Origin of the sequence: Carboxydocella thermautotrophica, from assembly GCA_003054495.1 — a bacterium.
In the GTDB taxonomy this organism is placed as follows: Bacteria; Bacillota.
Map to the genome: position 1 here is coordinate 82869 of CP028514.1, position 24632 is coordinate 107500.

Annotated in this window: 26 protein-coding genes (1 of these 26 only partly in view); all 26 read left to right on the plus strand. The window is 51.6% G+C overall.

From position 1 onward, the window contains the following. Positions 1 to 25 precede the first annotated feature (25 nt). Positions 26 to 2197 carry a SpoIIE family protein phosphatase gene (locus tag CTH_RS00415; RefSeq protein ID WP_107752682.1) on the plus strand — a complete coding sequence of 724 codons (2172 nt, stop codon included), beginning with the start codon at positions 26 to 28 and terminating at the stop codon, positions 2195 to 2197. Positions 2198 to 2282: 85 nt separating this feature from the next. Next, positions 2283 to 3035, plus strand: coding sequence for a threonine/serine exporter family protein (locus tag CTH_RS00420; RefSeq protein WP_159071761.1), 753 nt, complete (start codon positions 2283 to 2285; stop codon positions 3033 to 3035). A 17-nt stretch (positions 3036 to 3052) separates the two neighbouring features. Beyond that, positions 3053 to 3484 carry a threonine/serine exporter family protein gene (locus CTH_RS00425; protein ID WP_159073782.1) on the plus strand — a complete coding sequence of 144 codons (432 nt, stop codon included), beginning with the start codon at positions 3053 to 3055 and terminating at the stop codon, positions 3482 to 3484. After that, positions 3474 to 4862 (plus strand): tRNA lysidine(34) synthetase TilS, encoded by a 1389-nt coding sequence (tilS, locus tag CTH_RS00430; protein ID WP_159073783.1) that lies wholly within the window; start codon positions 3474 to 3476, stop codon positions 4860 to 4862. Before CTH_RS00425 ends, tilS begins: the two co-directional genes overlap by 11 nt. Before the next feature lie 32 nt (positions 4863 to 4894). Then, the gene (gene ftsH / locus CTH_RS00435; RefSeq protein WP_078666178.1) at positions 4895 to 6706 is read left to right on the plus strand and encodes an ATP-dependent zinc metalloprotease FtsH; all 1812 of its coding nucleotides are present in this window, start codon (positions 4895 to 4897) and stop codon (positions 6704 to 6706) included. A gap of 30 nt (positions 6707 to 6736) precedes the next feature. Next, positions 6737 to 7186, plus strand: a complete 450-nt coding sequence (gene ndk, locus CTH_RS00440; RefSeq protein WP_078666179.1) for a nucleoside-diphosphate kinase — start codon at positions 6737 to 6739, stop codon at positions 7184 to 7186. A 78-nt stretch (positions 7187 to 7264) separates the two neighbouring features. Then, a complete protein-coding gene (locus tag CTH_RS00445) occupies positions 7265 to 7666 on the plus strand; it encodes a thioesterase family protein (protein WP_078666180.1) in 402 nt (133 codons plus the stop codon). A gap of 135 nt (positions 7667 to 7801) precedes the next feature. Continuing rightward, a complete protein-coding gene (locus CTH_RS00450; protein WP_079906159.1) occupies positions 7802 to 9472 on the plus strand; it encodes a formate--tetrahydrofolate ligase in 1671 nt (556 codons plus the stop codon). A gap of 81 nt (positions 9473 to 9553) precedes the next feature. Beyond that, positions 9554 to 10042, plus strand: a complete 489-nt coding sequence (locus tag CTH_RS00455) for an HD domain-containing protein (protein ID WP_078666182.1) — start codon at positions 9554 to 9556, stop codon at positions 10040 to 10042. Positions 10043 to 10054: 12 nt separating this feature from the next. Beyond that, positions 10055 to 11251, plus strand: a complete 1197-nt coding sequence (folP, locus tag CTH_RS00460; protein ID WP_242952064.1) for a dihydropteroate synthase — start codon at positions 10055 to 10057, stop codon at positions 11249 to 11251. Next, positions 11251 to 11610, plus strand: coding sequence for a dihydroneopterin aldolase (gene folB, locus CTH_RS00465; protein WP_078666183.1), 360 nt, complete (start codon positions 11251 to 11253; stop codon positions 11608 to 11610). Before folP ends, folB begins: the two co-directional genes overlap by 1 nt. Next, positions 11610 to 12098, plus strand: coding sequence for a 2-amino-4-hydroxy-6-hydroxymethyldihydropteridine diphosphokinase (gene folK / locus CTH_RS00470; protein ID WP_107752686.1), 489 nt, complete (start codon positions 11610 to 11612; stop codon positions 12096 to 12098). The genes folB and folK overlap by 1 nt, the downstream gene beginning before the upstream one ends. Before the next feature lie 196 nt (positions 12099 to 12294). Further along, positions 12295 to 13191 (plus strand): Rossmann-like and DUF2520 domain-containing protein, encoded by an 897-nt coding sequence (locus CTH_RS00475; protein WP_159071764.1) that lies wholly within the window; start codon positions 12295 to 12297, stop codon positions 13189 to 13191. Continuing rightward, positions 13169 to 13999, plus strand: a complete 831-nt coding sequence (gene panB / locus CTH_RS00480) for a 3-methyl-2-oxobutanoate hydroxymethyltransferase (RefSeq protein WP_107752688.1) — start codon at positions 13169 to 13171, stop codon at positions 13997 to 13999. The genes CTH_RS00475 and panB overlap by 23 nt, the downstream gene beginning before the upstream one ends. An 11-nt stretch (positions 14000 to 14010) precedes the next feature. Next, positions 14011 to 14862, plus strand: a complete 852-nt coding sequence (panC, locus tag CTH_RS00485; protein WP_107752690.1) for a pantoate--beta-alanine ligase — start codon at positions 14011 to 14013, stop codon at positions 14860 to 14862. Beyond that, complete coding sequence (gene panD, locus CTH_RS00490; RefSeq protein ID WP_078666188.1) at positions 14862 to 15245, plus strand: aspartate 1-decarboxylase; 384 nt, start codon at positions 14862 to 14864, stop codon at positions 15243 to 15245. Before panC ends, panD begins: the two co-directional genes overlap by 1 nt. 64 nt (positions 15246 to 15309) lie before the next feature. Next, the gene (gene nadA, locus CTH_RS00495) at positions 15310 to 16233 is read left to right on the plus strand and encodes a quinolinate synthase NadA (protein ID WP_078666189.1); all 924 of its coding nucleotides are present in this window, start codon (positions 15310 to 15312) and stop codon (positions 16231 to 16233) included. 17 nt (positions 16234 to 16250) lie between these two features. Then, a complete protein-coding gene (nadB, locus tag CTH_RS00500) occupies positions 16251 to 17858 on the plus strand; it encodes an L-aspartate oxidase (RefSeq protein ID WP_107752692.1) in 1608 nt (535 codons plus the stop codon). Beyond that, positions 17858 to 18730: a carboxylating nicotinate-nucleotide diphosphorylase gene (nadC, locus tag CTH_RS00505; RefSeq protein ID WP_107752694.1), complete on the plus strand. Its 873-nt coding sequence runs from the start codon at positions 17858 to 17860 to the stop codon at positions 18728 to 18730. The genes nadB and nadC overlap by 1 nt, the downstream gene beginning before the upstream one ends. Before the next feature lie 6 nt (positions 18731 to 18736). Then, positions 18737 to 19744 (plus strand): biotin--[acetyl-CoA-carboxylase] ligase, encoded by a 1008-nt coding sequence (locus CTH_RS00510; RefSeq protein WP_078666192.1) that lies wholly within the window; start codon positions 18737 to 18739, stop codon positions 19742 to 19744. Further along, positions 19728 to 20519, plus strand: a complete 792-nt coding sequence (locus CTH_RS00515) for a type III pantothenate kinase (protein ID WP_078666193.1) — start codon at positions 19728 to 19730, stop codon at positions 20517 to 20519. The genes CTH_RS00510 and CTH_RS00515 overlap by 17 nt, the downstream gene beginning before the upstream one ends. A 3-nt stretch (positions 20520 to 20522) precedes the next feature. Continuing rightward, on the plus strand, positions 20523 to 21491 hold the full coding sequence (gene dusB, locus CTH_RS00520; RefSeq protein ID WP_078666194.1) for a tRNA dihydrouridine synthase DusB: 969 nt from the start codon (positions 20523 to 20525) through the stop codon (positions 21489 to 21491). 70 nt (positions 21492 to 21561) lie between these two features. After that, positions 21562 to 22464, plus strand: a complete 903-nt coding sequence (locus CTH_RS00525; RefSeq protein WP_078666195.1) for a quinate 5-dehydrogenase — start codon at positions 21562 to 21564, stop codon at positions 22462 to 22464. 21 nt (positions 22465 to 22485) lie between these two features. After that, positions 22486 to 23595 (plus strand): shikimate dehydrogenase, encoded by a 1110-nt coding sequence (locus CTH_RS00530; RefSeq protein WP_107752698.1) that lies wholly within the window; start codon positions 22486 to 22488, stop codon positions 23593 to 23595. Between the two features lie 65 nt (positions 23596 to 23660). Continuing rightward, entirely contained in the window at positions 23661 to 24131 is a 471-nt protein-coding gene (greA, locus tag CTH_RS00535; RefSeq protein WP_078666197.1) for a transcription elongation factor GreA, read from the plus strand. Between the two features lie 53 nt (positions 24132 to 24184). Then, on the plus strand, positions 24185 to 24632 hold the 5' portion of the coding sequence (lysS, locus tag CTH_RS00540; protein ID WP_078666198.1) for a lysine--tRNA ligase. It continues 1025 nt past the right edge of the window; only the first 448 of its 1473 coding nucleotides appear in the window; it begins with the start codon at positions 24185 to 24187; the stop codon falls past the right edge of the window.

Consider the following 24632-nt stretch of genomic DNA (forward strand, 5'->3'; position numbering starts at 1 on the left):
AGTACAGGCTAAGGGGGAGTGGAGCTTGCTGGAATCCCAGTTCGAAATTTATCCCTATCGGCAGACAGAAGATGGACAAGCAGCCATAGCCCGGAAGGAGCGCTGGCGCTGGCCTGATCTGAGCGGGCTGTTAAAAGTAAAAAGAGTTCGGCCTGATTTTAAAGACCTGATCTGGCTGGGTATAGCTGCAATTTTAGCCAACAGCATGATCCTGGAAGATGTTTCACCTTTTTATCCCGCTTTGTTAGGGGGAATCGCCTGGTTTAATGCCCGGCGCCAATGGGCCACCAGCCTGGGAGTAGCTTTGACCCTGGCAGTAAAGGGGGATTACTGGCAGCTGGCAGTAGCCTCAATGCTGGCCCTGGGTTTTGCTACCATTATCGGGCGTATTCCGGAACAGACCCGGCGTCGCTGGTTTTTATCGGTACTGGTGGGAAGCCTTGATTTGACCTTAAGAGCCGGGATGGCCCTTTTGCGACAGGCCCCCTTATATGCCTTTGTTGCCAGCACAGTAGAGGCGGTGCTGGCGGCGGTACTGGCCTACTTTATGCTGGTCTGGTTACCTCCCTTGCTGGAAAAAAGGGAAAAAGCGGTTGAAGCTGTCGGCGGCCTGGGGATACTGGGAACAGGCATTCTTATTGGCTTGAATGGTATAGAAATCAACGGCTTAAGTCTGGTGGGGATTCTCAGCCGTCTGCTGATTCTACTGGCTGCCACCATAGGCGGTATCGGTGGTGGGACGGTAATTGGCACTATTATCGGGCTGATACCTGCTTTGACGGCCCGGGGCTATTCTCCCGTGATAGTCGGGGTTTATGCCTTTGGAGGCTTGCTGGCGGGAATTTTTGAACGTTTTGGCCGCTGGGGCCCGGCCCTGGGCTTGATGTTAAGCAATATATTTCTCTCCTTATATACACCCGACCCCAGGGGGCTGTTGATTATCATGGGGGAAACCCTGATTGCAGTTTTACTATTCTTGCTGTTACCTGCCCGTTTACTGGAAGAATGGCAACGGCGGGCGGGTAGAGTGAGACGGCAACAGGAGCGACAGTTGAAAGAAGAGGCAGAAAAACTGAAGGCCATGACGGCCCAGCGTATTCTGGAATTCGCCAGTGTTTTTCAGGGTTTGTCCAATACTTTTGAACAATTGATTAATTCAACAGGTCGGGAAGGGGAAGAGGATGCTCTGCCTCCGCTGGTTAAAGAGGCCTGTGGTCGCTGCAGCAGACTGGTAACCTGCTGGCAGAGAGAAGAGCGGGCGACCAGACAGGGAATACGGCTATTGTTGAATCTGGCTGAAGCCCAGGGAGGGGTTGATAGTACCCAGGTGAGCCGGGCGCTGAAATATTGTTTTCGCATGCGGGAAATGGCGGCAGCTATTAACTGCCTGGCCAGTGCCCATCGTTTACATAAGTTCTGGGAACATAAGATTCAGGAAAGTCAGGAATTAGTTAAGGAACAGCTGCGGGGTGTTTCCAATTTAATGGAATCTTTCGCCTATGAGCTGGCAGTAACGGGCGAAACGGCAGAAGTACTGGACTGGCCCTACCAGGTGGAATATGGTATTGCCAAAGTAGCCAAGGATGGTTGTATTATTTCCGGAGACAGTACGGCGGTTCAAAATCTGAACAATGGCAAGTTTTTACTGGCCCTCAGTGATGGCATGGGAACGGGTACAAGGGCTGCAGTACAAAGCCAAGCGGCCCTCAGTTTGTTGACTCAGCTGCTGGAGATGGGATATGATCCGGAGATAGCAGTGAAGACTGTGAACTCAGCCATGATTATGCGTTCCAAAGATGAAGAAGAATTCGCTACCCTGGATTTGGCTTTAATTGACCTGCAGGATGGTTCGGCTCACTTTGTCAAGATCGGTGCTGTCTTTTCCCTGATCAAACGGGAGCATCGGATTGGACTGGTTAAATCAGGTTCTTTGCCCATAGGTATTCTGCAACAGATGGAACCGGACCAGATTAATGTCCAGCTGGAACCCGGTGATATAGTGGTGATGTTCAGTGATGGGGTAATTCATGGTACCGGTGCCTGCCCGGAAGAATGGCTGGCCCAGGTCTTGCATCAATGCCGGACAGAGGATCCGGAAAATCTGGCCCATTATATTCTCAACAGTGCCCGTATCCAGGCCAATAACCGAATTGCTGATGATATGACGGTAATAGTATTCCGACTGATCAAAAAGTAAATTTTTCCCCCTCTACGGGGGTTTTTCTTTTCTATTTGGATAATGGTATAATAATGCTATCAGTGTTTGAGGTGGGCAGATGGGCATGGCATCAACCAAGGAAATTGTTGTGATTCTGCTGTGGACCGGCAGGTTGTTGCTGGAAAATGGAGCGGAAATTACCCGGGTAGAAGATACCCTGGAGAGAATGGGCCTGGCTCTGGGGCTGAAAAAGGTAGAGGTTTTTGCCACTCCTACCGGTTTTGTGGTTTCCGGCCAGAATGAGCTGGGGAAGGTCGCTACTATGACGGAACGCATACGGGCCCGGGAGCTGGCTTTACATCGGGTCTTGCTGGTGAATCAGATTTCCCGGCAGGTAGTGGAAGGAGAGCTGCAATTTCCCGAACTGGTGCAGCGCCTGGCAGAGGTGGAAAACGCACCACCAGATTACCCTGCCTGGGTAATGACAGGGGCAGGAACCCTGGCTACCGGTTTTTTTGCCCTGATGTTTGGTGGGGATTGGCGAGCGGCTCTGGTGGCCTGTCTGGGTGGACTGACAGTGATGCTCTGGCGTCAGCTGGTGGCACCGCTAGGGCCAGGTAGAGTGATCACTACATTCCTGGCCGCAGTGATTGGAGCCATAACGGCAGTGCTGGTAGGCCGGCTTTGGCCAACGGTGGCAACAGACAAGGCCATTATCGGGACCATTATGTTGCTGGTACCAGGGGTTGCGGTAACCAGCGCTATAATAGATGTAATCAATGAGGACCTTTTATCCGGGGTAGCCAGGGGAGCAGAAGCCATTTTGATTGCCACTGCCGTGGCTGCCGGAGTCTCCCTGGTACTGGCATTAGGATGATGGAGGCAGACAGAAAAATGTTAAAAGTATTATGGGCTGCAATTGCTTCTGCTTTGTTTGGCATCTTATTTGCTGTGCCTCGACGCTGGTTATTTACAGCAGCAGCAGGTGGAGGGCTGGGCTGGGCCAGTTATACCTGGCTAACTACTATCCACCTGAATGGGATCGTGGCCATGTTTTTGGCAGCAGTCATGGTTGCCCTCTTCAGTCAAACGGCGGCCCGGCTGGGAAAGGTGCCAGTACCCATTTTCCTGGTACCAGGCGTGGTGCCCCTGGTGCCAGGGGCGTCCGCTTATGAAGCTATGTTCAATCTGGTCCATGGCCAAACAGCGGCGGGGCTGGCTAAAACGGTGGAGACCCTCTTACTGGGACTGGCCATTGCCGGAGGGCTGGCACTGGGGGCCGCTTTGTTCCGGGCCAGAACGGGAGGAAAGGCCAATGTGGCATAAGATTGAACATTATATTGTCCAGCAACAGCTTCTGCAGTATGGGGAGCGGGTGTTGCTGGCGCTTTCCGGCGGACCGGATTCGGTGGCCCTGGCTCATTGCCTGTTGCAATTAGCGGATAAATACCGGTGGCAGCTGGGGGCTGTACATGTCAACCATCGTATGCGGCCCGGAGAAGCAGAGCGGGATGAGGAGTTTGTGCGCCGCTTGTGCCAGGAATGGAATATTCCCCTTTATGTGGAAAAACTGGAGCAACCTCCGGGATCGGAAGAAGCAGCCCGCGCTGCTCGCTACCGGGTATTTGAACAGCTGCTGAACCAGGGGGGATGGGATAAAATCGCCCTGGGGCATCATCAGGATGACCAGGCGGAAACCCTGTTCTGGCATTTGCTTAGAGGCAGTGGTCTGGACGGGCTGGCGGGTATGGCGGCCCGGCGCGGAAAATTTATCCGGCCGCTGCTGGCAGTAAACCGGGCTGAAATACTTGCTTATTTAAAGAAAAATGATTTACAATGGTGTGTGGATTCCAGTAACCTGTTGCCCATTTATACCCGTAATCGCATTCGGCAGGTGATTTTTCCTTTTCTGGAGCGGGAAATTCAACCGGCTTTAAGAAAACACCTGGCCCGTACCGCCGAGTTGTTGCGGGACGAACTGGAGTTGCTGGAAAAGGTAACAGACCAGTACTGGCAGGAGACGGTCCTCTACCAGAATGAAATGGAAATAGTTCTGGACTTAAAATCCCTGCAAACCCTGCCGGCGGCTTTGCAACGCAGGTTAATCCGCCGGGCCTGGCGGGAATTTACCGCTGCTGAACATCCCCTTTCCTGGGCCAAAACTGAAGGAGTGAGGCGTTTGCTGGAGAAGGACGGCAGTGCCAGCTGGCGCTTAAAGGCAGATCTGGAGGCGGTAAAAGATTATACTAAACTGGTGTTGCGACGACGGTCAGTGCCGGTTAAGGAAGAAACTGTTTCTGAAGAGTGGTACCTGTCCTTACCTGGACAGATTCAGTTGCCGGATGGAACGGTAATTCAGGCGCAGGTTGTTCAGCAACCTGGAGAGCTGGGGCCAGCAGGCAGGGAACTGATTTATCTCTGGGTACCACCAGAAGGAGAATTGCTGGTGCGCTACCGGCGCCCGGGGGACCGTTTTCGGCCAGCGGGGGCACCGGGCAGCAAAAAGCTGAAGGAATGGATGATCGATAAAAAAATTCCCCGTTCAGAGCGGGAACGAATTCCTTTAGTCCTGCTGGGAGAGGATATTGTTTGGGTAGTAGGCTGGCAAGCAGGCCACAATCCTTGCCGGAAAAGCCCGGGAGGAAGATGGGTGGCTTTGTTGCAAAGGCCCGGGTCCTGTGGTACAATATGTAAATATGAGTGACTTTAACACGCACCGCGGGAGGAGTGACTTGGTTGAACAAATTATTTAAAGGTTTCAGCATTTATCTCCTGATCGGCCTGTTGGTGTTTGCCATTTTAGAGCTGTCTGGCCGCCCGTCTGAAACAGTGAACAGGCCATCCTATGATGAATTTGTCAAAATGGTACAGGCTGGGAAAATCAGGGAAGTAACCATTACAACTGAAAACTTAACCAACTCCATTGAAGGTGTGGATAGCAGCGGCAAAAAATTTGCTCTCTACGGCCCGATTCAGGATGAACGGCTGATTGACCGGCTGATGGATGCCAATGTCAAGATAGTGCATAATCCTCCGCCCAAAAACAGTGTCTGGCTATCGGTGCTGACCTCCTTACTGCCAGTATTATTGCTGGTAGGGGTGATGTTCTTCTTTATGCAACAGGCCCAGGGGGGTGGCAACCGGGTCATGTCCTTTGGCAAAAGCCGGGCTCGCCTGGCTTCCGAGGACCGGCGCCGGGTGACCTTTGCCGATGTAGCGGGAGCTGATGAGGCTAAAGAGGAATTGCAGGAAGTAGTGGAATTTCTCAAATACCCCAAGAAATTCCATGAACTGGGGGCGCGGATCCCCAAAGGGGTTTTGCTCTTTGGACCTCCCGGTACCGGTAAGACACTGCTGGCCAGGGCGGTAGCCGGGGAAGCCGGGGTTCCTTTCTACAGTATCAGCGGTTCCGACTTTGTAGAGATGTTTGTCGGGGTAGGGGCCTCCCGGGTAAGGGACCTGTTCGAGCAGGCCAAAAAAAGTGCGCCCTGTATCGTTTTTATCGATGAAATCGATGCCGTTGGTCGCCAGCGGGGAGCTGGTCTGGGTGGTGGCCATGATGAGCGGGAACAAACTCTGAACCAGCTGCTGGTGGAAATGGACGGCTTTACTATGACGGAAAGTGTGATTGTCATTGCGGCTACCAACCGTCCCGATATTCTGGACCCGGCGCTATTGCGCCCGGGCCGATTTGACCGGCAGATTGTGGTAGACCGTCCTGATCTGGTAGGGAGAAAGGAAATCCTCAAGGTGCATATTCGCAACAAGCCGATTGCTCCCTCCGTTGACCTGGATGTGCTGGCCCGGCGAACTCCTGGTTTTACCGGGGCAGACCTGGCCAATATGGTCAATGAAGCGGCCTTGCTGGCAGCCCGGGCCAACAAGAAGCAAATCGAAATGACAGAGCTGGAAAATGCCATTGAAAGGGTTATTGCCGGTCCGGAAAAGAAATCGAAAGTGATTTCTGAACAGGAGAAGAAACTGGTTTCCTACCATGAAGCGGGACACGCAGTTGTGGGTTACCTCCTGCCCAATACTGATCCGGTGCACAAGGTTTCCATTATTCCACGGGGAAGAGCAGGCGGATATACCTTGCTGCTACCCAAGGAAGACCGTTATTATGCTACCAGGAGCCAGCTGCTGGATCAGGTGACCATGTTGCTGGCCGGCCGGGTGGCAGAGGCCCTGATGCTTAATGAAATCAGCACCGGGGCGCAAAATGACCTGGAGCGGGCTACCAATACCGTGCGGCGCATGATTACCGAGTATGGTATGAGCGAAAACCTGGGTCCCCTGACCTTTGGCAACCGCAGTGACCAGGTTTTCCTGGGCCGGGATATCGCTCGCGACCGCAATTACAGTGAAGAAGTAGCCAAGGCCATCGATGCTGAAGTGCGGCGGATGATTGAGGAGTGTTATCAGCGGGCGGAAAGTCTTTTGCTGGAACACAAGGATAAACTGGAACTGGTAGCCAATACCCTGATGGAAAAAGAAACCATTGAGGCTGATGAGTTTACCGCTTTGATGCAAAAGGCGGAAAATGAATAAATAATATGGTTGGGAGGAGTAGAAAAGCTTATGGAAAGAACATTTGTCATGATTAAACCCGATGGCGTTCAGCGCAATCTGGTAGGGGAAATTCTGGCCCGGTATGAGAAGAAGGGTTACAAACTGCTGGCTATGAAGCTAATGCGGGTTACTGAAGAACTGGCCCATCAGCATTATGCCGAGCATGTGGGCAAGCCCTTTTTCCCCGGGCTGGTGGAATACATTACTTCCGGCCCGGTAGTAGCCCTGGTCCTGGGGGGTAAAGGAGTTGTGGCCGGGGTAAGAGCCATGAATGGTGCTACCAATCCCGCCAATGCTGCTCCTGGTACTATCCGGGGTGACTATGGCATAGAAGTGGGCCGCAATGTGGTTCATGCCTCTGATTCGGTAGAATCGGCCGAAAGAGAAATCGCTATTTACTTCAAGGAAGAAGAAATTCTTGCCTACGAAAAGAATGTAGATGCCTGGCTTTACGAATAAAGAGGTCTTTTTGTGCCCTGCTGGCGAATACGCTGGCAGGGTATAATTTATATTTATTAGGTAATGGAGGGGATAGTTATGGAAAAATTACAGGTGGGGTTGACTGGCACGGCGACCACGGAAGTCAGTGAGGCCAACACGGCTATCGCCTATGGCAGTGGCGGGGTGAAAGTTTTTGCCACACCGGCCATGATCGGGTTGATGGAAAAAGCGGCTTTGAGTGCTGTGGATCCCTTGCTGCCAGAAGGGATGGCAACGGTAGGTACCAAAGTGGAGGTTACTCATCTGGCGGCAACGCCGATAGGGATGCAGGTGCGGGCCCAGGCTGAGTTGCTGGAAGTTGAGGGCAAGCGCCTATTATTCCGGGTGGAAGCCTATGATGAGGCAGGACTCATTGGAGAAGGCAAGCACGAGCGCTATATTATTGATATCGCCCGGTTCATTAGCCGGTCTGAGGCGAAAAAAGACCAGAAGAAGTGAAATATAGAATTTTGCAAAAATTCCGCCAACGCCGGCAGGAAATTGGCTGGCGATGGAGAATAATAATTCTACACCAGTATGTGCAGAAGGGGAGAGGACCCCTGCAAATAAAAGAGGATGAGGGAGGATGAGATTGTGAAATCCGATATCGAAATCGCGCTGGCGGCGGAGAAAAAACCTATTACCGAAGTAGCCGCCAAAGTGGGTTTAAGCCCTGATGATCTGGAGCTGTATGGCAAGTATAAGGCTAAGATTTCCGCTGACGTCTGGAAGCGGGTTGCCGACCGGCCCAATGGTAAACTGATTTTGGTCACCGCTATCAACCCCACCCCGGCTGGTGAAGGCAAATCCACCACCACCGTTGGTCTGGGGGATGCTCTGGCCCGCTTGAACAAAAAAGTTATGATCGCTCTCCGGGAACCTTCCCTGGGGCCCTGCTTCGGGATCAAAGGGGGGGCAGCCGGTGGTGGTTATGCCCAGATCGTGCCCATGGAAGACATTAACCTGCATTTCACCGGAGACTTCCATGCTATCACCACTGCCCATAACCTGCTGGCAGCCATGATCGATAACCATCTGCACCAGGGAAATGAACTGGGAATAGATCCGCGGCAGGTGCTGTTCCGTCGTGTCGTTGACCTGAACGACCGGGCCCTGCGGAAAATCGTGATCGGTCTGGGTGGCAAGGCTCAGGGTGTACCCCGGGAAAGCGGGTTTGACATCACTGTTGCTTCCGAAATCATGGCCATCCTCTGTCTGGCCAATGACATCAATGACCTGAAGAAGCGTCTGGGCAATATCCTGGTTGCTTACACCTATGATGGCAAGCCGGTCTATGCCCGGGATCTGAAGGCTGAAGGCTCCATGACTGTTCTGCTCAAGGATGCCATTAAGCCCAACCTGGTCCAGACTTTGGAGCATACACCTGCTTTTGTCCATGGCGGTCCTTTTGCTAATATCGCCCATGGCTGTAACAGTATCCAGGCTACCAAACTGGCTTTGAAACTGGCTGATTATGTGGTAACTGAAGCTGGTTTCGGTGCTGACCTGGGGGCTGAGAAGTTCCTCAACCTGAAGTGCCGTTTTGGCGGTCTGCAGCCGGATGCAGTAGTAATCGTGGCTACTGTACGGGCGCTGAAGTACAATGGCGGTGTAGCCCGGGCTGACCTGAACCAGGAAAACCTGGAGGCTCTGCGCAAGGGTTTTGCCAACCTGGAAAAGCATATTGAGAACGTCGGCAAGTTTGGCTTGCCCGCCGTTGTAGCTATCAACCGCTTCCCCACTGATACAGAAGCAGAGCTGGCTCTGGTACGGCAGCTCTGTGAAGAAGCCGGTGCTGAAGTGGCGCTCTCCGAAGTGTGGGCCAAAGGTGGCGAAGGCGGTATCGAGCTGGCAGAAAAAGTGCTCAAGACCCTGGAAACCAGGCCGGCAGACTTCCGCTTCCTCTATGACCTGGAAATGCCCGTCAAGCAAAAAATCGAAACCATCGCCCGGGAAATCTATGGTGCCGATGGGGTCATCTTCACCAAAGAAGCAGAAAAGGCTCTGGAAGGCTTCGAAAAACTGGGCCTGGGCAACTACCCGGTTTGTATGGCCAAGACCCAGTACTCTCTGTCGGATGATCCCACCAAACTGGGCCGTCCCAGTGGCTTCACCATTACCGTGCGGGAAATCCGGGCTTCTGTAGGCGCCGGCTTCCTGGTAGCTATTACCGGGGATATCATGACCATGCCCGGCCTGCCCAAGCGCCCGGCCGCCGAGTTCATTGATATTGACGAAAACGGTGTAATCACCGGTTTGTTCTAAACTGCAGTTATATAGTATAATGGAGATGGCCCAGGGAGACCTGGGTCCATCTTTTTTAGAGGCGGGCAGGAGGTAGTAATAATGGACTTACTCAACCGTCTAATCAATCATCCCCGGGTGAGGGCAGCATTTACGGAAATAGCCGCCTGGGAAAAGGATAGAATCTATTGCCGACATGGCTGGGAGCATGCCTGGGCTGTTGCCCGGCTGGCTTATATGCTATACTTGGAAGAGAGGGATGAACGGGAGCCTGAGGCCCGGGAGGGGTTTTATGCCGCCGGGCTGTTACACGATCTGGGGCGGGCAGCGGAATATGCTACCGGTGAAGATCATGCCCAGGTTTCGGCCCGGCTGGCCGGGGAGATTCTTGTTGAACTGGGAATGCCCGCTGAATTCATCTATAAGGTTTGTCAGGCTATTGCCGGACACCGCCGGGGAGAGGTAGAGGGTTGGGCCCGCTATCTCTATCTGGCGGACAAGCTCTCCCGTCCCTGCCTGCAGTGCGTGGTTGAGGATTGCTATAAACGGGAAAAAATGCTGGTTTTGCAGCAACTGTATGATTATAGATAGGAGGCAGTGCAAGTGGAAAAAGCCAATCCCAGAGTAGTGCTGATCCGTAATCTGGAACAGGCCAGGCGTGAGCTGGCCCGCATTGGGGCCGATAGCGGTGGTGTTGGTGTGATGGCGGCCAAAAGTGTCTTTTTGCCTGTTAAACTTACAGGCATCGGGATCAAACAGGCCATCATCTTAAAGCAGGAGATGTTGAGCCGGGGTGGGGAAGCGGCTGTACACCGGGCGGTAGGCAACCTCAGCTGTGAGGAAACCGATGTTTTATTGCTGGGGACCTTACGGCAACACCTGGATTTGTGCAAGAAGCTGCGCTCCCAGCCCTTTGGTCTGGGACGGCTGGCCCAGGAAATAGAAGAGGTAGTGAAGACTGCTGCTACCGGTTACCGTAAGTGGCACTGGCGGTGGCAGGGAAGGGAGCTGGTATTGGGGGAGAGAACCCTGGTCATGGGTATCCTCAACGTTACCCCTGATTCCTTTTCCGATGGTGGTAAATTCAATGAGCTGACCGCTGCTGTCAAACAGGCTAAAGCTATGGTGGCAGCAGGGGCGGATATTATCGATGTAGGGGGTGAATCCACTCGCCCTGGACACACTCCGGTAGATGCCGAGGAAGAAATGGCCCGGGTTTTGCCGGTAATCAAGGCTTTGGTTGAGGAGATAGATGTACCTATTTCTGTTGATACCTACAAAGCCCGGGTGGCAGAAGCGGCCATTCAGGCGGGAGCCTCTATTATCAATGATGTCTGGGGCTTGAGGGCTGATCGGGATATGGCCCGGGTAGTGGCGGAAACGGGAGTTCCCTACATCATGATGCACAACCAGCAGGGAACGGAATACCGGGATTTGATGGGGGACGTGCTTGCCTTTTTCCGTGAAGGCATTGATTGGCTAACAGCAGCAGGTGCCAATTTGGACTTATTGGCTCTGGATCCGGGCATTGGTTTCGGCAAAACCTATGAGCACAATCTGGAAGTGCTGGCGCGACTGGACGAATTACGTACTCTCAATTATCCTATATTACTGGGTACTTCCCGCAAGTCGGTTATCGGCAATACCCTGGGCTTGCCGGTCAATGAGCGGGTCGAAGGAACCGGAGCTACGGTGGCTCTGGGAATTGCCATGGGCGCAGAGATTGTGCGGGTCCATGATGTGGAAGCAATGATCCGGGTGGCCAGAATGACTGATGCCATTGTAAGAAGGTGCTGGTAATGGATCGGATTTTAATCAGGGATATAGAGTTCTATGGTTACCACGGCGTCCTGCCGGAGGAGAAAAGGCTGGGTCAGCGGTTTGCTGTAGATCTGGATCTCTACCTGGCTCTGGCTCCGGCGGGCCAGGAGGATAACCTGGAACGGACCGTTAATTATGCTGAAATTGTGGAAAAAGTAGTGACCCTGGGCCAGGCGAAATCATTTAACTTAATTGAAGCCCTGGCAGAGGCGATTGCAGCTGAGATGCTCTGCTATCCTGTAATTGAAAAAGTCCGGGTGCTGGTAAAAAAACCCCAGGCCCCTATTCCCCGGCCTTTTGGTCTGGTGGCAGTTGAAATTGAAAGGAGTCGGGGCTGATGAAAAAAGCCATTATTGCCCTGGGAGGGAACCAGGGCCCGGTGCGGGAAAATTTGCAGCGGGTGCTGATGGCTCTGCCGGAATTAGGAATAGAGCCTGTGGTGGTCGGGGGACTGTATCTAACTGAACCCGTTGGCTATACCGAACAGGACTGGTTTTATAACAGTGCGGCCCTGGTGCAAACGGAGCTGAGCCCGGAGGAATTGCTGGCCCGATTGCTGCAGCTGGAAACGGAGCTGGGGCGGGTACGGCAACTGCGCTGGGGGCCCCGAACCATTGACCTGGATTTGATCTGGTATGAAGGGGAAGAGCGCCAAACCGACTTTTTGCAGTTGCCCCACCCACGGGCAGAGGAAAGGGCTTTTGTAGTTTTGCCCATTGCCGATTTCTGGCCGGACTTCAGACTGGGAACCTGTACTGTGACGGAACTGGGAAAAGCACTGGTAAAAAGTCAAAAAATTAAAAAAATTACCAACTACCCCTGGTAATTTGCCAGAGATAATGTTACAATAAAATTCAGGACAGTATCTGCTCCGGCAGAGCTGTACCTTTAGTCTGGAAATGCAAGCAATCAACCGCTTGGAGCCGCTTCGGACCGAGACGGAAGGAGAAAGGCACTTCTGGCTTTTACACCCTTTCGGCATCTGTCCGAGAGGGTGTTTTTGTCTTTTGGAGGTGGCAGAAATGTTTCTGACCATGGGGATTATTGGAACCGGTAAAGTGGGAACAGCTCTGGCTGTCTTGTTAAAAGAACGGAGCATTCCGGTGGGGGCTGTATGGAATCGCCGGTCCCAAAAGGCCCAGGAGGTAGCCGCTCTTAGCAACTCAATGCCGGTAATGGAAATGGAAGAGGTAGTCGATTATTCAGACTGGATCTGGCTGACAGTCATTGACCGGGCTTTGCCGGAAGTGGTAGAACGGCTGGCCCGATACTCTTGCCGGGGGAAGATTTTTGCCCATACCAGTGGTGCGTTAAGCAGCGAGATTCTAATGCCTTTGCGGGAAGCGGGGGCCAGGGTATTATCTTTCCATCCTTTGCAGACTATTGCAGACTGGCAACAGGCGCAGCAGAACCTGCCCGGGTCACTGGTGGCCCTGGAAGGGGATGAGGAGGCGGTTGAACAGGGGATGGAACTGGCACGGCAACTGGGACTAAACCCCTTTACCATCGCTAAAGAAGCCAAAGCCCTTTATCATGGGGCGGCAGTAGTCGCTTCCAATTATCTGGTTACCCTGGCCTACTGGGCAGGGAAATGGATGGAAGCTGCCGGCATCCCGGCGGCAGCGGCCAACCAGGGGTTGGTGGCACTGATGCAAGGGGCTTTGAATAATATCGGTACTTATGGTCCGATAGCGGCATTAACTGGTCCGATTGTTCGCGGTGATGGACCGACGGTGTATCAGCACCTGAAGGCAGCTAGGGAACAGGGTATACCGGAGATGGAACAGGATTTATACCGGCTGCTGGGCTTGTTGACATTAGAAATTGCCCGGGAGCGAGGATTAGCAGGGGAACAATTGATTGAGTTAAACGGGATTCTGAAAGGAGAGGTTGTATATGGCCCGCATAACCACTACTAAGCTGAAAAAAATGAAAGAGAGTGGCGAAAAAATAACCATGTTGACCTGTTATGACTATTCTACAGCCGTATTGCTGGATGAAGCAGGTGTGGATGTTTTGCTGGTAGGCGATTCCCTGGGTATGGTGATTTTGGGCTATGACAGCACCTTGCCGGTTACTATGGCAGAAATGCTGCACCATACGAGAGCGGTGGCCCGGGGGGCCAAACAGGCAATGGTGGTAGGCGATATGCCTTTTATGTCTTACCAGGTTTCCTGTGAGGAGGCAGTGCGCAATGCTGGCCGCTTTTTGCAGGAAGCGGGAGCCCAGGCGGTCAAACTGGAAGGGGGTCGGGAGGTGGTGCCCCAGATACGGGCGATTGTACAGGCCGGAATTCCCGTGATGGGTCACCTGGGGCTGACTCCCCAGCATGTCCATCGTCTGGGCGGTTATAGTGTACAGGGAAAAGAGGATGCGGCCCGGCAACAATTGCTGGAGGATGCTCGTTTGCTGGTGGAGGCCGGGGTGTTTGCCATTGTACTGGAGTGTGTACCGGTTGACGTGGCTCGTATGGTAACTGAGGCAGTGGATGTACCTACTATCGGTATCGGTGCCGGGCCCTATTGTGATGGGCAAGTGCTGGTAACCCAGGATATGCTGGGGCTGTACCGGGATTTAACTCCCAGGTTTGTACGGCGCTATGCCAGTCTACAGCAGCCAGTAAAAGAGGCGGTACAGGCCTATATACAGGAAGTTAAGGCTGGGTCTTTCCCGGGTCCGGCGGAATCTTTCGGCTGGCCGGAAAAGGAGCCACTAAAAGTTTATTAGAGGTGACGAGCATGGAGATTATCACTTCGGTAAGGGAAATGCAGGCACTGGCCCGGAAATGGCGCCAGGGAGGGAAAAGCATTGGCTTTGTCCCTACCATGGGTTATTTGCATGAAGGCCATTTGACCTTGATGCGCAAGGCCAGGACGGAAAATGAGATTACAGTGGCCAGCATTTTTGTCAATCCCCTGCAATTCGGGGTAGGGGAGGATTATGAAGAATATCCCCGGGATCTGGAGCGGGATGCTTCGCTGGCAGAGGCGGCTGGAGTGGATTATCTGTTTGTTCCTACCGTGCGGGAGATGTATCCTCGAGGTTATCAGACTTTTGTTGAGGTGACTGAGGTAACCCGGGGACTGTGTGGAGCTAGCCGGCCGGGGCATTTTCGAGGAGTCACTACTGTGGTTATGAAGCTGTTCAATATTGTTAAACCTGATCGGGCCTATTTTGGCTGGAAAGATGCCCAGCAGGTGCAGGTTATCAGGCGGATGGTGGAGGATTTGAATCTGGATGTAGAGATAATCCCGGTGCCCATTGTCCGGGAAGCTGATGGACTGGCTCTCAGTTCTCGCAATGTTTATCTCGAGCCCGAGGAAAGGAAGGCCGCTCTGGTATTGTCCCGGAGTCTTAAGCGGGCGGAAGAGCTGGTAGCTCAAGGGGAACGGCAACCAGAGGTTATCAAGGAACAGGTAAAGCAGATGATTGAAGCCGAACCGCTGGCGCAGATTGATTATGTGGAACTGGTAGCTTTGCCGGATTTGACCCCGCTGGAACAGTTACAGGGGCAAGCTTTGCTGGCTCTGGCAGTACGGATTGGTAAAACCCGTTTAATTGATAATACCGTTTTGGAGGTTGAAGGCTAGTGTTCAGAACCATGATGAAATCCAAAATTCACCGGGCGACCGTAACTGAAGCCAACCTGAATTATGTAGGAAGCATTACTATAGATGCAGCTTTAATGGAAGCGGCCGATATTCTGCCCAATGAAAAGGTGCAAGTGGTTAATAATAATAATGGCGCCCGTTTGGAAACCTATGTCATAGAGGGGCCGCGCTATTCCGGGGTTATTTGTTTAAATGGCGCTGCGGCGCGGATGGTTCAGCCTGGTGATAAAATTATCATTATTTCCTATATGCTGGTGGATGACCGGGAGGCCAGAGAATATCAGCCCAAAGTGGTGTTTGTGGATGATCAGAACCGGATTTTGGATACCGCCAATCTGGAACGGCATGGGGAAATTCGTTGAAATGGCGCAATATTCTTGCTATGATGAACATAGGACAAACTATGCTGTTTAAGGAGAGAAAGAAATGGAACAACATGAAGTTAGCCGATGGCAAGAAGAGATACGGCGTTTGAAAAAGGAACGGAATGCTGTTATTCTGGCTCATTACTATCAACGCCCTGAGGTCCAGGATGTGGCTGATTTTATCGGGGATTCCCTGCAATTAAGCCAGCAGGCAGCTGCTACTGATGCGGATGTGATTGTCTTTTGCGGTGTGCATTTTATGGCCGAAAGTGCAGCCATTCTGTCACCGGATAAAATTGTGCTTTTACCGGAGGAAAGGGCCGGCTGTCCCATGGCGGATATGGTTACTGCAGAAGCCTTACGGCAGAAGAAACAGGAGCATCCGGAGGCAGTAGTTGTTTGTTATGTCAATTCGGCTGCTGATGTCAAGGCGGAAAGCGATATCTGTTGCACTTCTTCCAATGCTGTCAAGGTAGTCAACAGCTTGCCGCCGGAGCAACCCATTTTGTTTATTCCCGATAAAAACCTGGGCAACTGGGTGGCCCGTCAAACTGGACGGAATAATATTATCCTCTGGGAAGGCTGGTGTAATACCCATGACCGGCTGACCAGAGAGGATATTCTGGCTGCTAAAGAGGCCCATCCCGAGGCCCTGGTACTGGTTCATCCGGAATGCCGTCCTGATGTGGTTGACCTGGCTGATGGTGTGTTCAGCACCGCCGGGATTATCAATTATGCCCGTAATAGTGAGGCCCGGGAGTTTATTATCGGGACGGAAAGCGGGATTTTGCACCAGTTACAAAAAACCTGCCCGGACAAACAGTTTTATCTGGCATCCAATAAATTAATCTGTCCCAACATGAAATCGACGACTCTCCCCAAAGTCAAATATGCTTTGGAGGAAATGGAGCCGCGTATTACCGTGCTACCGGAAATCCGGGACAGGGCGTTAAATGCTCTGGAAAGAATGCTGGCCATCCGGTAGTTTAGGAGGAAAGAGGGTTGAGGGTTGATTATCTGGTAGATTTCCGTTTGGATGCTCTCCCGGTAGAAACTGCCGATTATATTGTAGTGGGCAGCGGTATTGCCGGGCTCTATACGGCGATTAAGGCAGCTGAACATGGCAAAGTCATCCTGTTGACCAAAAAAGGTTTAGGGGATACCAATACCGATCATGCCCAGGGAGGTATTGCCGCTGTTTTTGACCAGGAAGAGGATTCGCCGGAATTGCATAAAGCTGATACGCTGGCAGCAGGAGCAGGCCTGTGTGACCTGGAGGCAGTAGAAGTACTGGTGACTGAGGGGCCGGAACGGGTAAAAGAATTGATTGCTATGGGGGCGGATTTTGACCGCACTGAAGGAGGCCATATCTCTTTGACCCGGGAGGGGGCCCATAGTCGGCGTCGTATCCTTCATGCCCGGGGAGATGCCACCGGGGAAGAGATTCAGCGTACTCTAACCCGGCAGGTGAAAAGGGAGCAGAAGATTGATCTCAGGGAAAATCATTTTGTGGTGGACCTGCTGGTCTGGGATGAACGCTGCAGAGGGGTTCTGGCCTATGATGAACAGGACCAGCTCCGCTGTTTTCTGGGGAAATTTGTTGTCCTGGCCACTGGAGGCGGCGGCCGGCTCTATCGTAACACCACCAATCCCGAAGTAGCTACCGGAGATGGGTTTGCTATTGCCTATCGGGCCGGAGCAGCGGTGATGGATATGGAGTTTGTCCAGTTTCATCCTACGGCGCTGATGGTACCGGGGGCTGCTTTTTTCCTGATTTCCGAAGCGGTCAGGGGAGAAGGGGCATATTTGCGTAACCATAAAGGGGAACGATTCATGATCCATTACCATCCCCTGGCAGAACTGGCTCCCCGGGATGTAGTAGCCAGAGCAATTGTTCAGGAGTTGCTGAAATCAGGGGAAGATCATGTTTATCTGGACCTGCGCCATTTAACTCCGGATCGGGTCAGGCAGCGTTTCCCAAAAATTACCGCTACCTGCCGGCGATTTGGCCTGGACCTGGCGACGGACCTGATTCCAGTGGCACCAGCGGCTCATTATTTTATGGGCGGCATTAAAACCGATATCAATGGTGCTACCACGCTGCCGGGGCTATATGCCTGTGGGGAGACTGCCTGTGTTGGTGTTCATGGTGCCAATCGGCTGGCCAGCAATTCCCTGCTTGATGGCCTGGTTTTTGGAGGCAGAATAGTGGAGGCGACCAGGGGGCAGTTGGAGACAGTGGTATTGCCCCGGGATCTGCCTGAACTGGAATTGAGGAGATCGGAGCAGGTGCTATCCAGGCCGCTACCAGAAATGGTAGAGGAGCTGCAGGAAATCATGTGGCAGCATGTTGGGCTGGTGCGGACGGCGGCAGGCTTGAAAGCGGCTCTGGCCCGGATTGAGGCAGGTAAAAAGGATTTAAGCGGACCTTTACAAGGGCGGGATGCCTGTCAAACTGCCAATATGTACTGGACGGCCGGGCTGGTGGCACAAGCGGCTCTGATACGTACTGAAAGCCGGGGTGGTCACTATCGCAGTGATTACCCATTTACCGATGATGCTCACTGGCTCAAGCGGGTGGTATTAAAATATGATGGAGGCCAGGAATGATGTTACAGCGTTTCTTGGTAGAGGATATTATTAAACGGGCCCTGCAAGAGGATTTGGCCTGGGGGGATGTAACTACCGAAGCTACTGTTGACCCGGATTTGTTAGGTACTGCCTATATTTATGCCAAGCAGGAAGGGGTAGTTGCGGGCTTACAGGTAGCAGCCTGGACCTTTCAGATGCTGGAGCCCCGGGTGCTAGTGGATTTCCTTTGCCGTGACGGGGAACTGGTGACTTACGGGCAACGGTTATTAAAAATAGAGGGACCTGTGCGGGCCATTCTTTCTGCTGAACGGGTAGCATTGAATTTATTGCAAAGGATGTCGGGTATAGCTACCCAGACCCGGCGACTGGTTGAAGCTCTGGCCGGATATAAAATTAAACTGGTGGATACCCGCAAAACGACTCCGGGCTTGCGAATTCTGGAAAAATACGCGGTCAGGGTAGGGGGTGGAGCCAACCACCGTTTTGGCCTGGCAGATTGTGTATTGATTAAGGATAACCATATTAAAGCCGCCGGAGGCATTAAGGCGGCAGTGAATAAAGCCAGGCAAAGAGTAGGTCATACCATGAAAATCGAGGTAGAGGTGGAAAATCTAACCCAGGTGCAGGAGGCTTTGCAGGCTGGAGCAGATATAATCATGCTGGATAATATGAATATAAACACAATCACAGAGGCGGTGGCTCTGGCTAAAGGCAAAGCGATTCTGGAAGTTTCCGGGGGTATGGATCTGGAAAAAGCGCGACAGGCCGCCGAATTGGGGGTAGACCTGGTAAGTGTAGGCAGTATTACCCATTCAGTGAAGGCGATGGATATCAGTCTGGATCTATTTACCAGCAAGATTTCCACCTTTACGGCCGGAGAGGAAGATTAACTGGCCATGAAAGAAAAAATCCTGGAAATGTTACTGGCTAGTCCGGGAAAGCCTATCTCAGGGGAGGAAATATCCCGTTTGCTTGGGATTTCCCGTACAGCTATCTGGAAACATATTCAAGCCCTGCGGGCAGAGGGGTATGAAATTGAATCCCGAACCCGACAGGGCTATCGGCTTTTGCAACAGCCCGACCTTTTAACGGGGCAGAGTATCTGGCCTTATCTGATAGCGGATTTACGGGAACGCATTAAAATCTTTCATTTTCACCAGCTGGATTCTACTAACATTTATGCCCGTAAACTGGCTACGGCCGGGGCACCGGAAGGCACTGTAGTTATAGCTGAAAGCCAGTGGGCGGGCAAGGGGCGCAAAGGCCGCAGCTGGCAGTCAGCCTCAGGCAAGGGGATGTGGTTAACTCTCGTTTTACGGCCGCCTATCCTGCCTCGGCAAACTACATTATTACCTTTACTGACAGCGGTGGCAGTGGTGGAAGCGGTGGAAAAAACGGTGCCTGGAGCGGCATGCGGAATTAAATGGCCCAATGATGTGTTGGCGCAAAATCGGAAGCTGGCTGGTATATTAACAGAAATGAGCGCAGAACTTGATATGGTCAATTTCGTCCTGGTGGGTGTAGGGGTTAATCTTAACCAGGATGAGGAAGATTTTGCGCCTGATTTGCTTGGTACAGCTATTTCTCTGAAACAGCTGGCAGGCGATAAAGTCAATCGCGGCCAGTTTACTGCTGCTTTTATTAATGCCTTCTGGAAGCTATATGAGCGCTATTTACAGGAGGGGGCCCAGGCAGTACTGGGGCCCTGGCGTCAAAAGGCGCTGGTGCTGGGAAAAGAGGTTATCATTCATGAATATACCGGTGACTGGGCGGGTATGGCCCTGGATATTGATGAGGAAGGGGCTTTGCTGGTTCGTGATGAGCAGCAACAAATACGCCGGGTTTTAGCTGGAGATGTTACTTTACGGCTCGGGGAGGGGCAAAAAAATGATACTGGTTTTTGATGTGGGAAATACCAATATTGTTCTGGGGGTCTATGAAGAGGGAGAGCTGATTAGACATTGGCGGGTAACTACTGACCGGCACCGGACAGCAGATGAGTATGGAATGCTGATTTTTAATCTTTTTGCTCATAGCAACCTGAAACCACAGGATATAAAAGCCATTGTCATTTCCTCGGTTGTACCACCGGTAATGCCGGCACTGGAACGCATGTCCCGCCGCTATTTCAAAATTAATCCTCTCGTAGTGGGGCCGGGGGTAAAAACTGGAATGCCCATCAAATACGATAATCCGCGGGAAGTGGGGGCAGACCGCATTGTCAATGCTATTGCCGGTTATGACCTGTATGGCGGGCCCTTGATTATCGTTGATTTTGGTACAGCTACCACTTTTTGTGCCATTTCCCGCCAGGGTGAGTATCTTGGTGGAGCGATTGCGCCGGGAATTGGCATTTCGGCAGAAGCTCTGTTTTCCAGAGCGGCCAAGTTGCCACGGATTGAGTTAGCCAAGCCTAAAACAGTGATTTGTAAAAATACCGTGAGCAGTATGCAATCCGGGGTTATCTATGGTTTTGTCGGTCAGGTCGATGAAATAGTGCGCAGAATGAAGAAAGAACTAGGGGGAGAGGCTTTTGTAGTGGCAACCGGCGGTCTGGCGGGTATGATTGCCTCTGAAAGCAGCACTATCGACAAAGTGGATCCCTATTTGACTCTTACTGGTCTGTACTATATTTATCAACGCAACAAGGATCACTGGCAGTTTGAAATGGAGGAATAGTCAATGAAAATTGGTGGAGTCAGGCTGGCCAATCGGGTTTTTGCTGCGCCGATGGCTGGTGTGACGGACCGCTCTTTTCGCCAGCTGGCCCGTGAAATGGGCTGTGGTCTGGTTTATACGGAAATGATTTCTGATCTGGCTTTGCTGTATAGCAATAAAAAGACACTGGAAATGGTGGACATAGGTGATGAGCCCAAACCTATAGCGGTACAGATTTTTGGCTCCCGACCGGAAGAGATGGCCCGCGCAGCAGAGCTGGTAGAAGAGGCAGGAGCGACTATTATTGATATCAATATGGGGTGTCCGGCGCCAAAGATTGTCAGAAACAATGAAGGGGCCGCCCTCATGCGTGATCCTGAACTGGCGGGGCGGATTGTGGAGGCGGTTTGTTCGGCGGTAAAAGTGCCGGTTACTGTGAAGATGCGTAAAGGCTGGGACGAGAATTCAGTAAATGTCCTGGAGGTGGCCAAAATTGTGGAGGCTGCCGGTGCTAAAGCGGTAACCATCCATGGGCGTACCCGCAGCCAAATGTATAGTGGCCAGGCGGATTGGCGCATTATCGCAGCAGTTAAAACTGAATTGAAAATACCGGTAATAGGCAATGGCGATATCTGGACTCCCCAGGATGCGGCGCGTATGCTGGCTGAAACTGGTTGCGATGCTGTGATGATTGGCCGGGGCGCCCTGGGCAATCCCTGGATTTTTCGCCGTACAGTTCACTACCTGGCAACCGGTGAACTGTTGCCGGAGCCGACGGCTGCTGAAAAGGTACAAATGGCCAAAAGGCATCTGGATCTGTTACTGGCGGAAAAGGGAGAATATATTGCGGTTAGGGAAATGCGTAAACATGCAGCCTGGTATGTTAAAGGATTACGGGAAGCCACCCGTTTGCGAGAAGAAATCAATAAGGCAACTTCGGCCCAGGAAGTTAAAGATTGTTTAGACCAGTATCTTGCTCACCTGTCTAGGTGAGTATTTTTTTTCGCCAGGTAAGGAATAATTATGGGTAATCGGAATTTATTAGTGATAGGAGGTTAAGGACATGTTAAAAGTAGTGAGCATAAGCCTGGGTTCTTCCAGTCGCAATCATACTGTGGAGACGGAAATTGCCGGTAAAAAAATAATGTTAAGCCGTCTGGGTACAGATGGGGATTGGCTAAAAGCACGGCAATTGTTTTGTGAATTGGATGGCAAAGTGGATGCCTTTGGTCTGGGGGGAATGGATTTGTATGTTTATATTGCCGGTAAAAGATACACTTTCCGGCAGGCAGTCAGGTTGATCGAAGGGGTACATACGCCGGTTCTGGATGGAAGCGGGCTGAAAAACACCCTGGAGAAACATGTTATTAATCTATTACAGGAGGAAGGGATAGTTAAGTTCGTTGATAAAAAAATTTTGCTGGTTTCCGGGGCGGATCGTTTTGGTATGGCAGAAGCTTTGATACAGACTGGAGCCCAGGTGGTTTTCGGGGATTTATTATTTGGCCTGGGATTGCCTTTTCCTATGTATAATTACCAGACTTTCTGCCGCGTGGCCCAGATGGTTTTGCCGCTGATTACCCAAATGCCTTTTTCTTTGCTCTATCCAACTGGAGAAAAGCAGACTGTCAATACTCCTAAGTTTACCCGCTTCTTCGCAGAGGCGGATATCATAGCTGGAGATTTTCTGTTTATCAAACGCTATATGCCCGGAGAACTGGAGGGGAAAATTATTATAACCAATACGGTAACCGCTGCTGATATCAAGGAATTAGCGGATAGGGGAGTACATAAAGTTATTACTACCACACCTGAATTTCAAGGCCGTTCTTTTGGGACCAATGTGCTGGAAGCTATGCTGGTAGCCCTAAGCGGAGCGAAAACAGCTTTAACCGCTGAAGAGTATCTGGAAATAATCCAGCGTTTTGAAATCAGGCCGAGGGTGGTGGATCTAAGGGTAGCTTAAAAGTAAATGGAGGGATGGGGATTGTCGGGTTTTGCTTTTATACTTCACCCTCTGAAGGTGGGGGATTATTACCGCAAATTCCCCTGGGCACGTTTTTTACCGGAAAAATGGGCCGAGCGGGGTTTGGCTCATTTGCCCCCGCTGGTCCTGGGCAAAATCGAAGGTCTGCCAGTGGAGGGCTGGCTGATCAGTTGTCCCTTAACCACGACCATGCTTGTAAATCAGCCCTATCCCAAGGTGCACCGGGTCTTACTCAAGTCAGGTCAGCTGGCGACAAAACTTGGGGCCAAAATAGTAGGCCTGGGAGCTTTTACTGCTGTGGTGGGCAATGGCGGGAGGGAGCTGGCCGAGGAATTGCCCATCGCTGTTACCACTGGCAACAGTTATACGGTGGCGACAGCTGTCGAGGGGCTGGAGACAGCAGCTAAATTGGTAGGGTATGATATCAGTAAGGAGGAAGTAGCTGTAATAGGCGCTACTGGCTCTATAGGGCGAGTATGTGCCTTTTTGTTAGCCAGAAAATTCCCCTACTTAAACCTGGTGGGAAGAGACCAGCGAAAACTGGAACGGGTGGCCCGGGATCTTTTGCGAGAAACGGGAGTAGCTGCGGCTATTACTACTGATGTGGCTAAAGCTTTAAGGCGATCGGCCCTGGTAATATCTGCGACCAGCAGCCGGGATGTTGTTATCCATCCTGCTCACCTAAGGCCAGGAGCGATTGTCTGTGATGTGGCCCGCCCCCGGGATGTGGCACGGGAGGTAAATGAGGCAAGGCCGGATGTACTGGTAATTGATGGCGGCCTGGTAGAGGGCCCAGCCGGTCTCGTTTCTACCTTTAACTTCGGTTTACCGGCAGGAACCTTTTATGCCTGCATGGCGGAGACGATGATTCTGGCACTGGAAGGACATTATCAAAATTATTCCCTTGGTAAAGAATTAACTATTGAACAGGTTGAGAAAATAGCGATGCTGGCTCAAAAACATGGATTCAGGCTAAGCAGGTTACGCAGTTTTGATCAACCGCTGGCCGAGGAGAAAATTAACAGAATAAAAACAATTGTGGCTGCCTATAATAATGGTCGCCTGCAGCCGTTGAATCCTGCGGAATTTCTTGACAATGCAGGTAGCTAATTTTATAATTAAAAATTAAGGTGTGTTGGTTCCTGGTTTAACCTGCACAAAAAGGAGAGAGATATATGGAAAAAGAAGTTATTTTAACCCCAGAGGGATATCGGAAATTGGAAGAGGAACTGGAGGAACTGAAAACAGTCAAGCGTCGTGAAGTAGCTGAAAGGATTAAGCAGGCTATAGAATTTGGCGATATAAGTGAAAACTCCGAGTATGAAGATGCCAAAAATGCTCAGGCATTCATCGAAGGGCGGATCTTGACTCTAGAAAAGATGCTGCGCAATGCTCGCGTAATCAATGAAGGGGATATCCACACCGATGAAGTAAGCCTGGGTAGCAGGGTATTGCTTAAAGACCTGGAATTTGGCGATGAGGTAGAATATTCGATCGTAGGCACGGCGGAAGCAGACCCTGCTCAAAATAAGATTTCCAATGTTTCGCCGGTAGGTAAAGCGATTCTGGGAAGACGCAAAGGAGAAATTGTAGAAGTAGACGTCCCGGCAGGTAAGCTGAGATATCAAATTCTCGATATTCACTAGGCAGACAACCGGCTGTGTAGCCGGTATTTCCTTTTTCATTAGGAGGGACAAGCATGGAAACACAGGAACGGGAATTAAATGAGCTGCTACTGGTAAGAAGAGAAAAACTACAGGAATTGCGTAATAAAGGGATTGAGCCATTTGGTGGCAAATTTGAGCGTACCCACTTAAGCCAGGAAATTATCGATAACTTTGGTGAGTTAGAGGGACAAAAGGTTATCATTGCAGGGCGAATCATGGCCAAAAGAGGCCATGGCAAGGCATCATTTGCTCATCTTCAGGATGGGGCAGGTTTGATTCAAATTTACGTCAGAGTTAATGATGTTGGAGAAGAAAACTATGAACTCTTTGTTAAAGCTGATATAGGCGATATTATCGGAGTGGAAGGAACAGTATTCAAAACCCAGAGGGGTGAAATCACTGTTTCTGCTACAAAAGTGACTATGCTGGCCAAATCCCTGCGGCCTCTTCCGGAAAAGTGGCATGGTCTAAAGGATGTTG

Coding starts and splice junctions, on each gene's coding strand:
- tilS (WP_159073783.1), top strand. CDS start 3,474: ATGTGGCATAAGATTGAACATTATATTGTCCAGCAACAGCTTCTGCAG.
- greA (WP_078666197.1), top strand. CDS start 23,661: ATGGAAAAAGAAGTTATTTTAACCCCAGAGGGATATCGGAAATTGGAA.
- CTH_RS00455 (WP_078666182.1), top strand. CDS start 9,554: ATGGACTTACTCAACCGTCTAATCAATCATCCCCGGGTGAGGGCAGCA.
- panB (WP_107752688.1), top strand. CDS start 13,169: ATGGCCCGCATAACCACTACTAAGCTGAAAAAAATGAAAGAGAGTGGC.
- dusB (WP_078666194.1), top strand. CDS start 20,523: ATGAAAATTGGTGGAGTCAGGCTGGCCAATCGGGTTTTTGCTGCGCCG.
- ndk (WP_078666179.1), top strand. CDS start 6,737: ATGGAAAGAACATTTGTCATGATTAAACCCGATGGCGTTCAGCGCAAT.
- CTH_RS00515 (WP_078666193.1), top strand. CDS start 19,728: ATGATACTGGTTTTTGATGTGGGAAATACCAATATTGTTCTGGGGGTC.
- folK (WP_107752686.1), top strand. CDS start 11,610: ATGAAAAAAGCCATTATTGCCCTGGGAGGGAACCAGGGCCCGGTGCGG.
- nadA (WP_078666189.1), top strand. CDS start 15,310: ATGGAACAACATGAAGTTAGCCGATGGCAAGAAGAGATACGGCGTTTG.
- CTH_RS00445 (WP_078666180.1), top strand. CDS start 7,265: ATGGAAAAATTACAGGTGGGGTTGACTGGCACGGCGACCACGGAAGTC.
- folB (WP_078666183.1), top strand. CDS start 11,251: ATGGATCGGATTTTAATCAGGGATATAGAGTTCTATGGTTACCACGGC.
- panC (WP_107752690.1), top strand. CDS start 14,011: ATGGAGATTATCACTTCGGTAAGGGAAATGCAGGCACTGGCCCGGAAA.
- CTH_RS00525 (WP_078666195.1), top strand. CDS start 21,562: ATGTTAAAAGTAGTGAGCATAAGCCTGGGTTCTTCCAGTCGCAATCAT.
- CTH_RS00425 (WP_159073782.1), top strand. CDS start 3,053: ATGTTAAAAGTATTATGGGCTGCAATTGCTTCTGCTTTGTTTGGCATC.
- CTH_RS00510 (WP_078666192.1), top strand. CDS start 18,737: ATGAAAGAAAAAATCCTGGAAATGTTACTGGCTAGTCCGGGAAAGCCT.
- CTH_RS00475 (WP_159071764.1), top strand. CDS start 12,295: ATGTTTCTGACCATGGGGATTATTGGAACCGGTAAAGTGGGAACAGCT.
- nadC (WP_107752694.1), top strand. CDS start 17,858: ATGTTACAGCGTTTCTTGGTAGAGGATATTATTAAACGGGCCCTGCAA.
- CTH_RS00420 (WP_159071761.1), top strand. CDS start 2,283: ATGGCATCAACCAAGGAAATTGTTGTGATTCTGCTGTGGACCGGCAGG.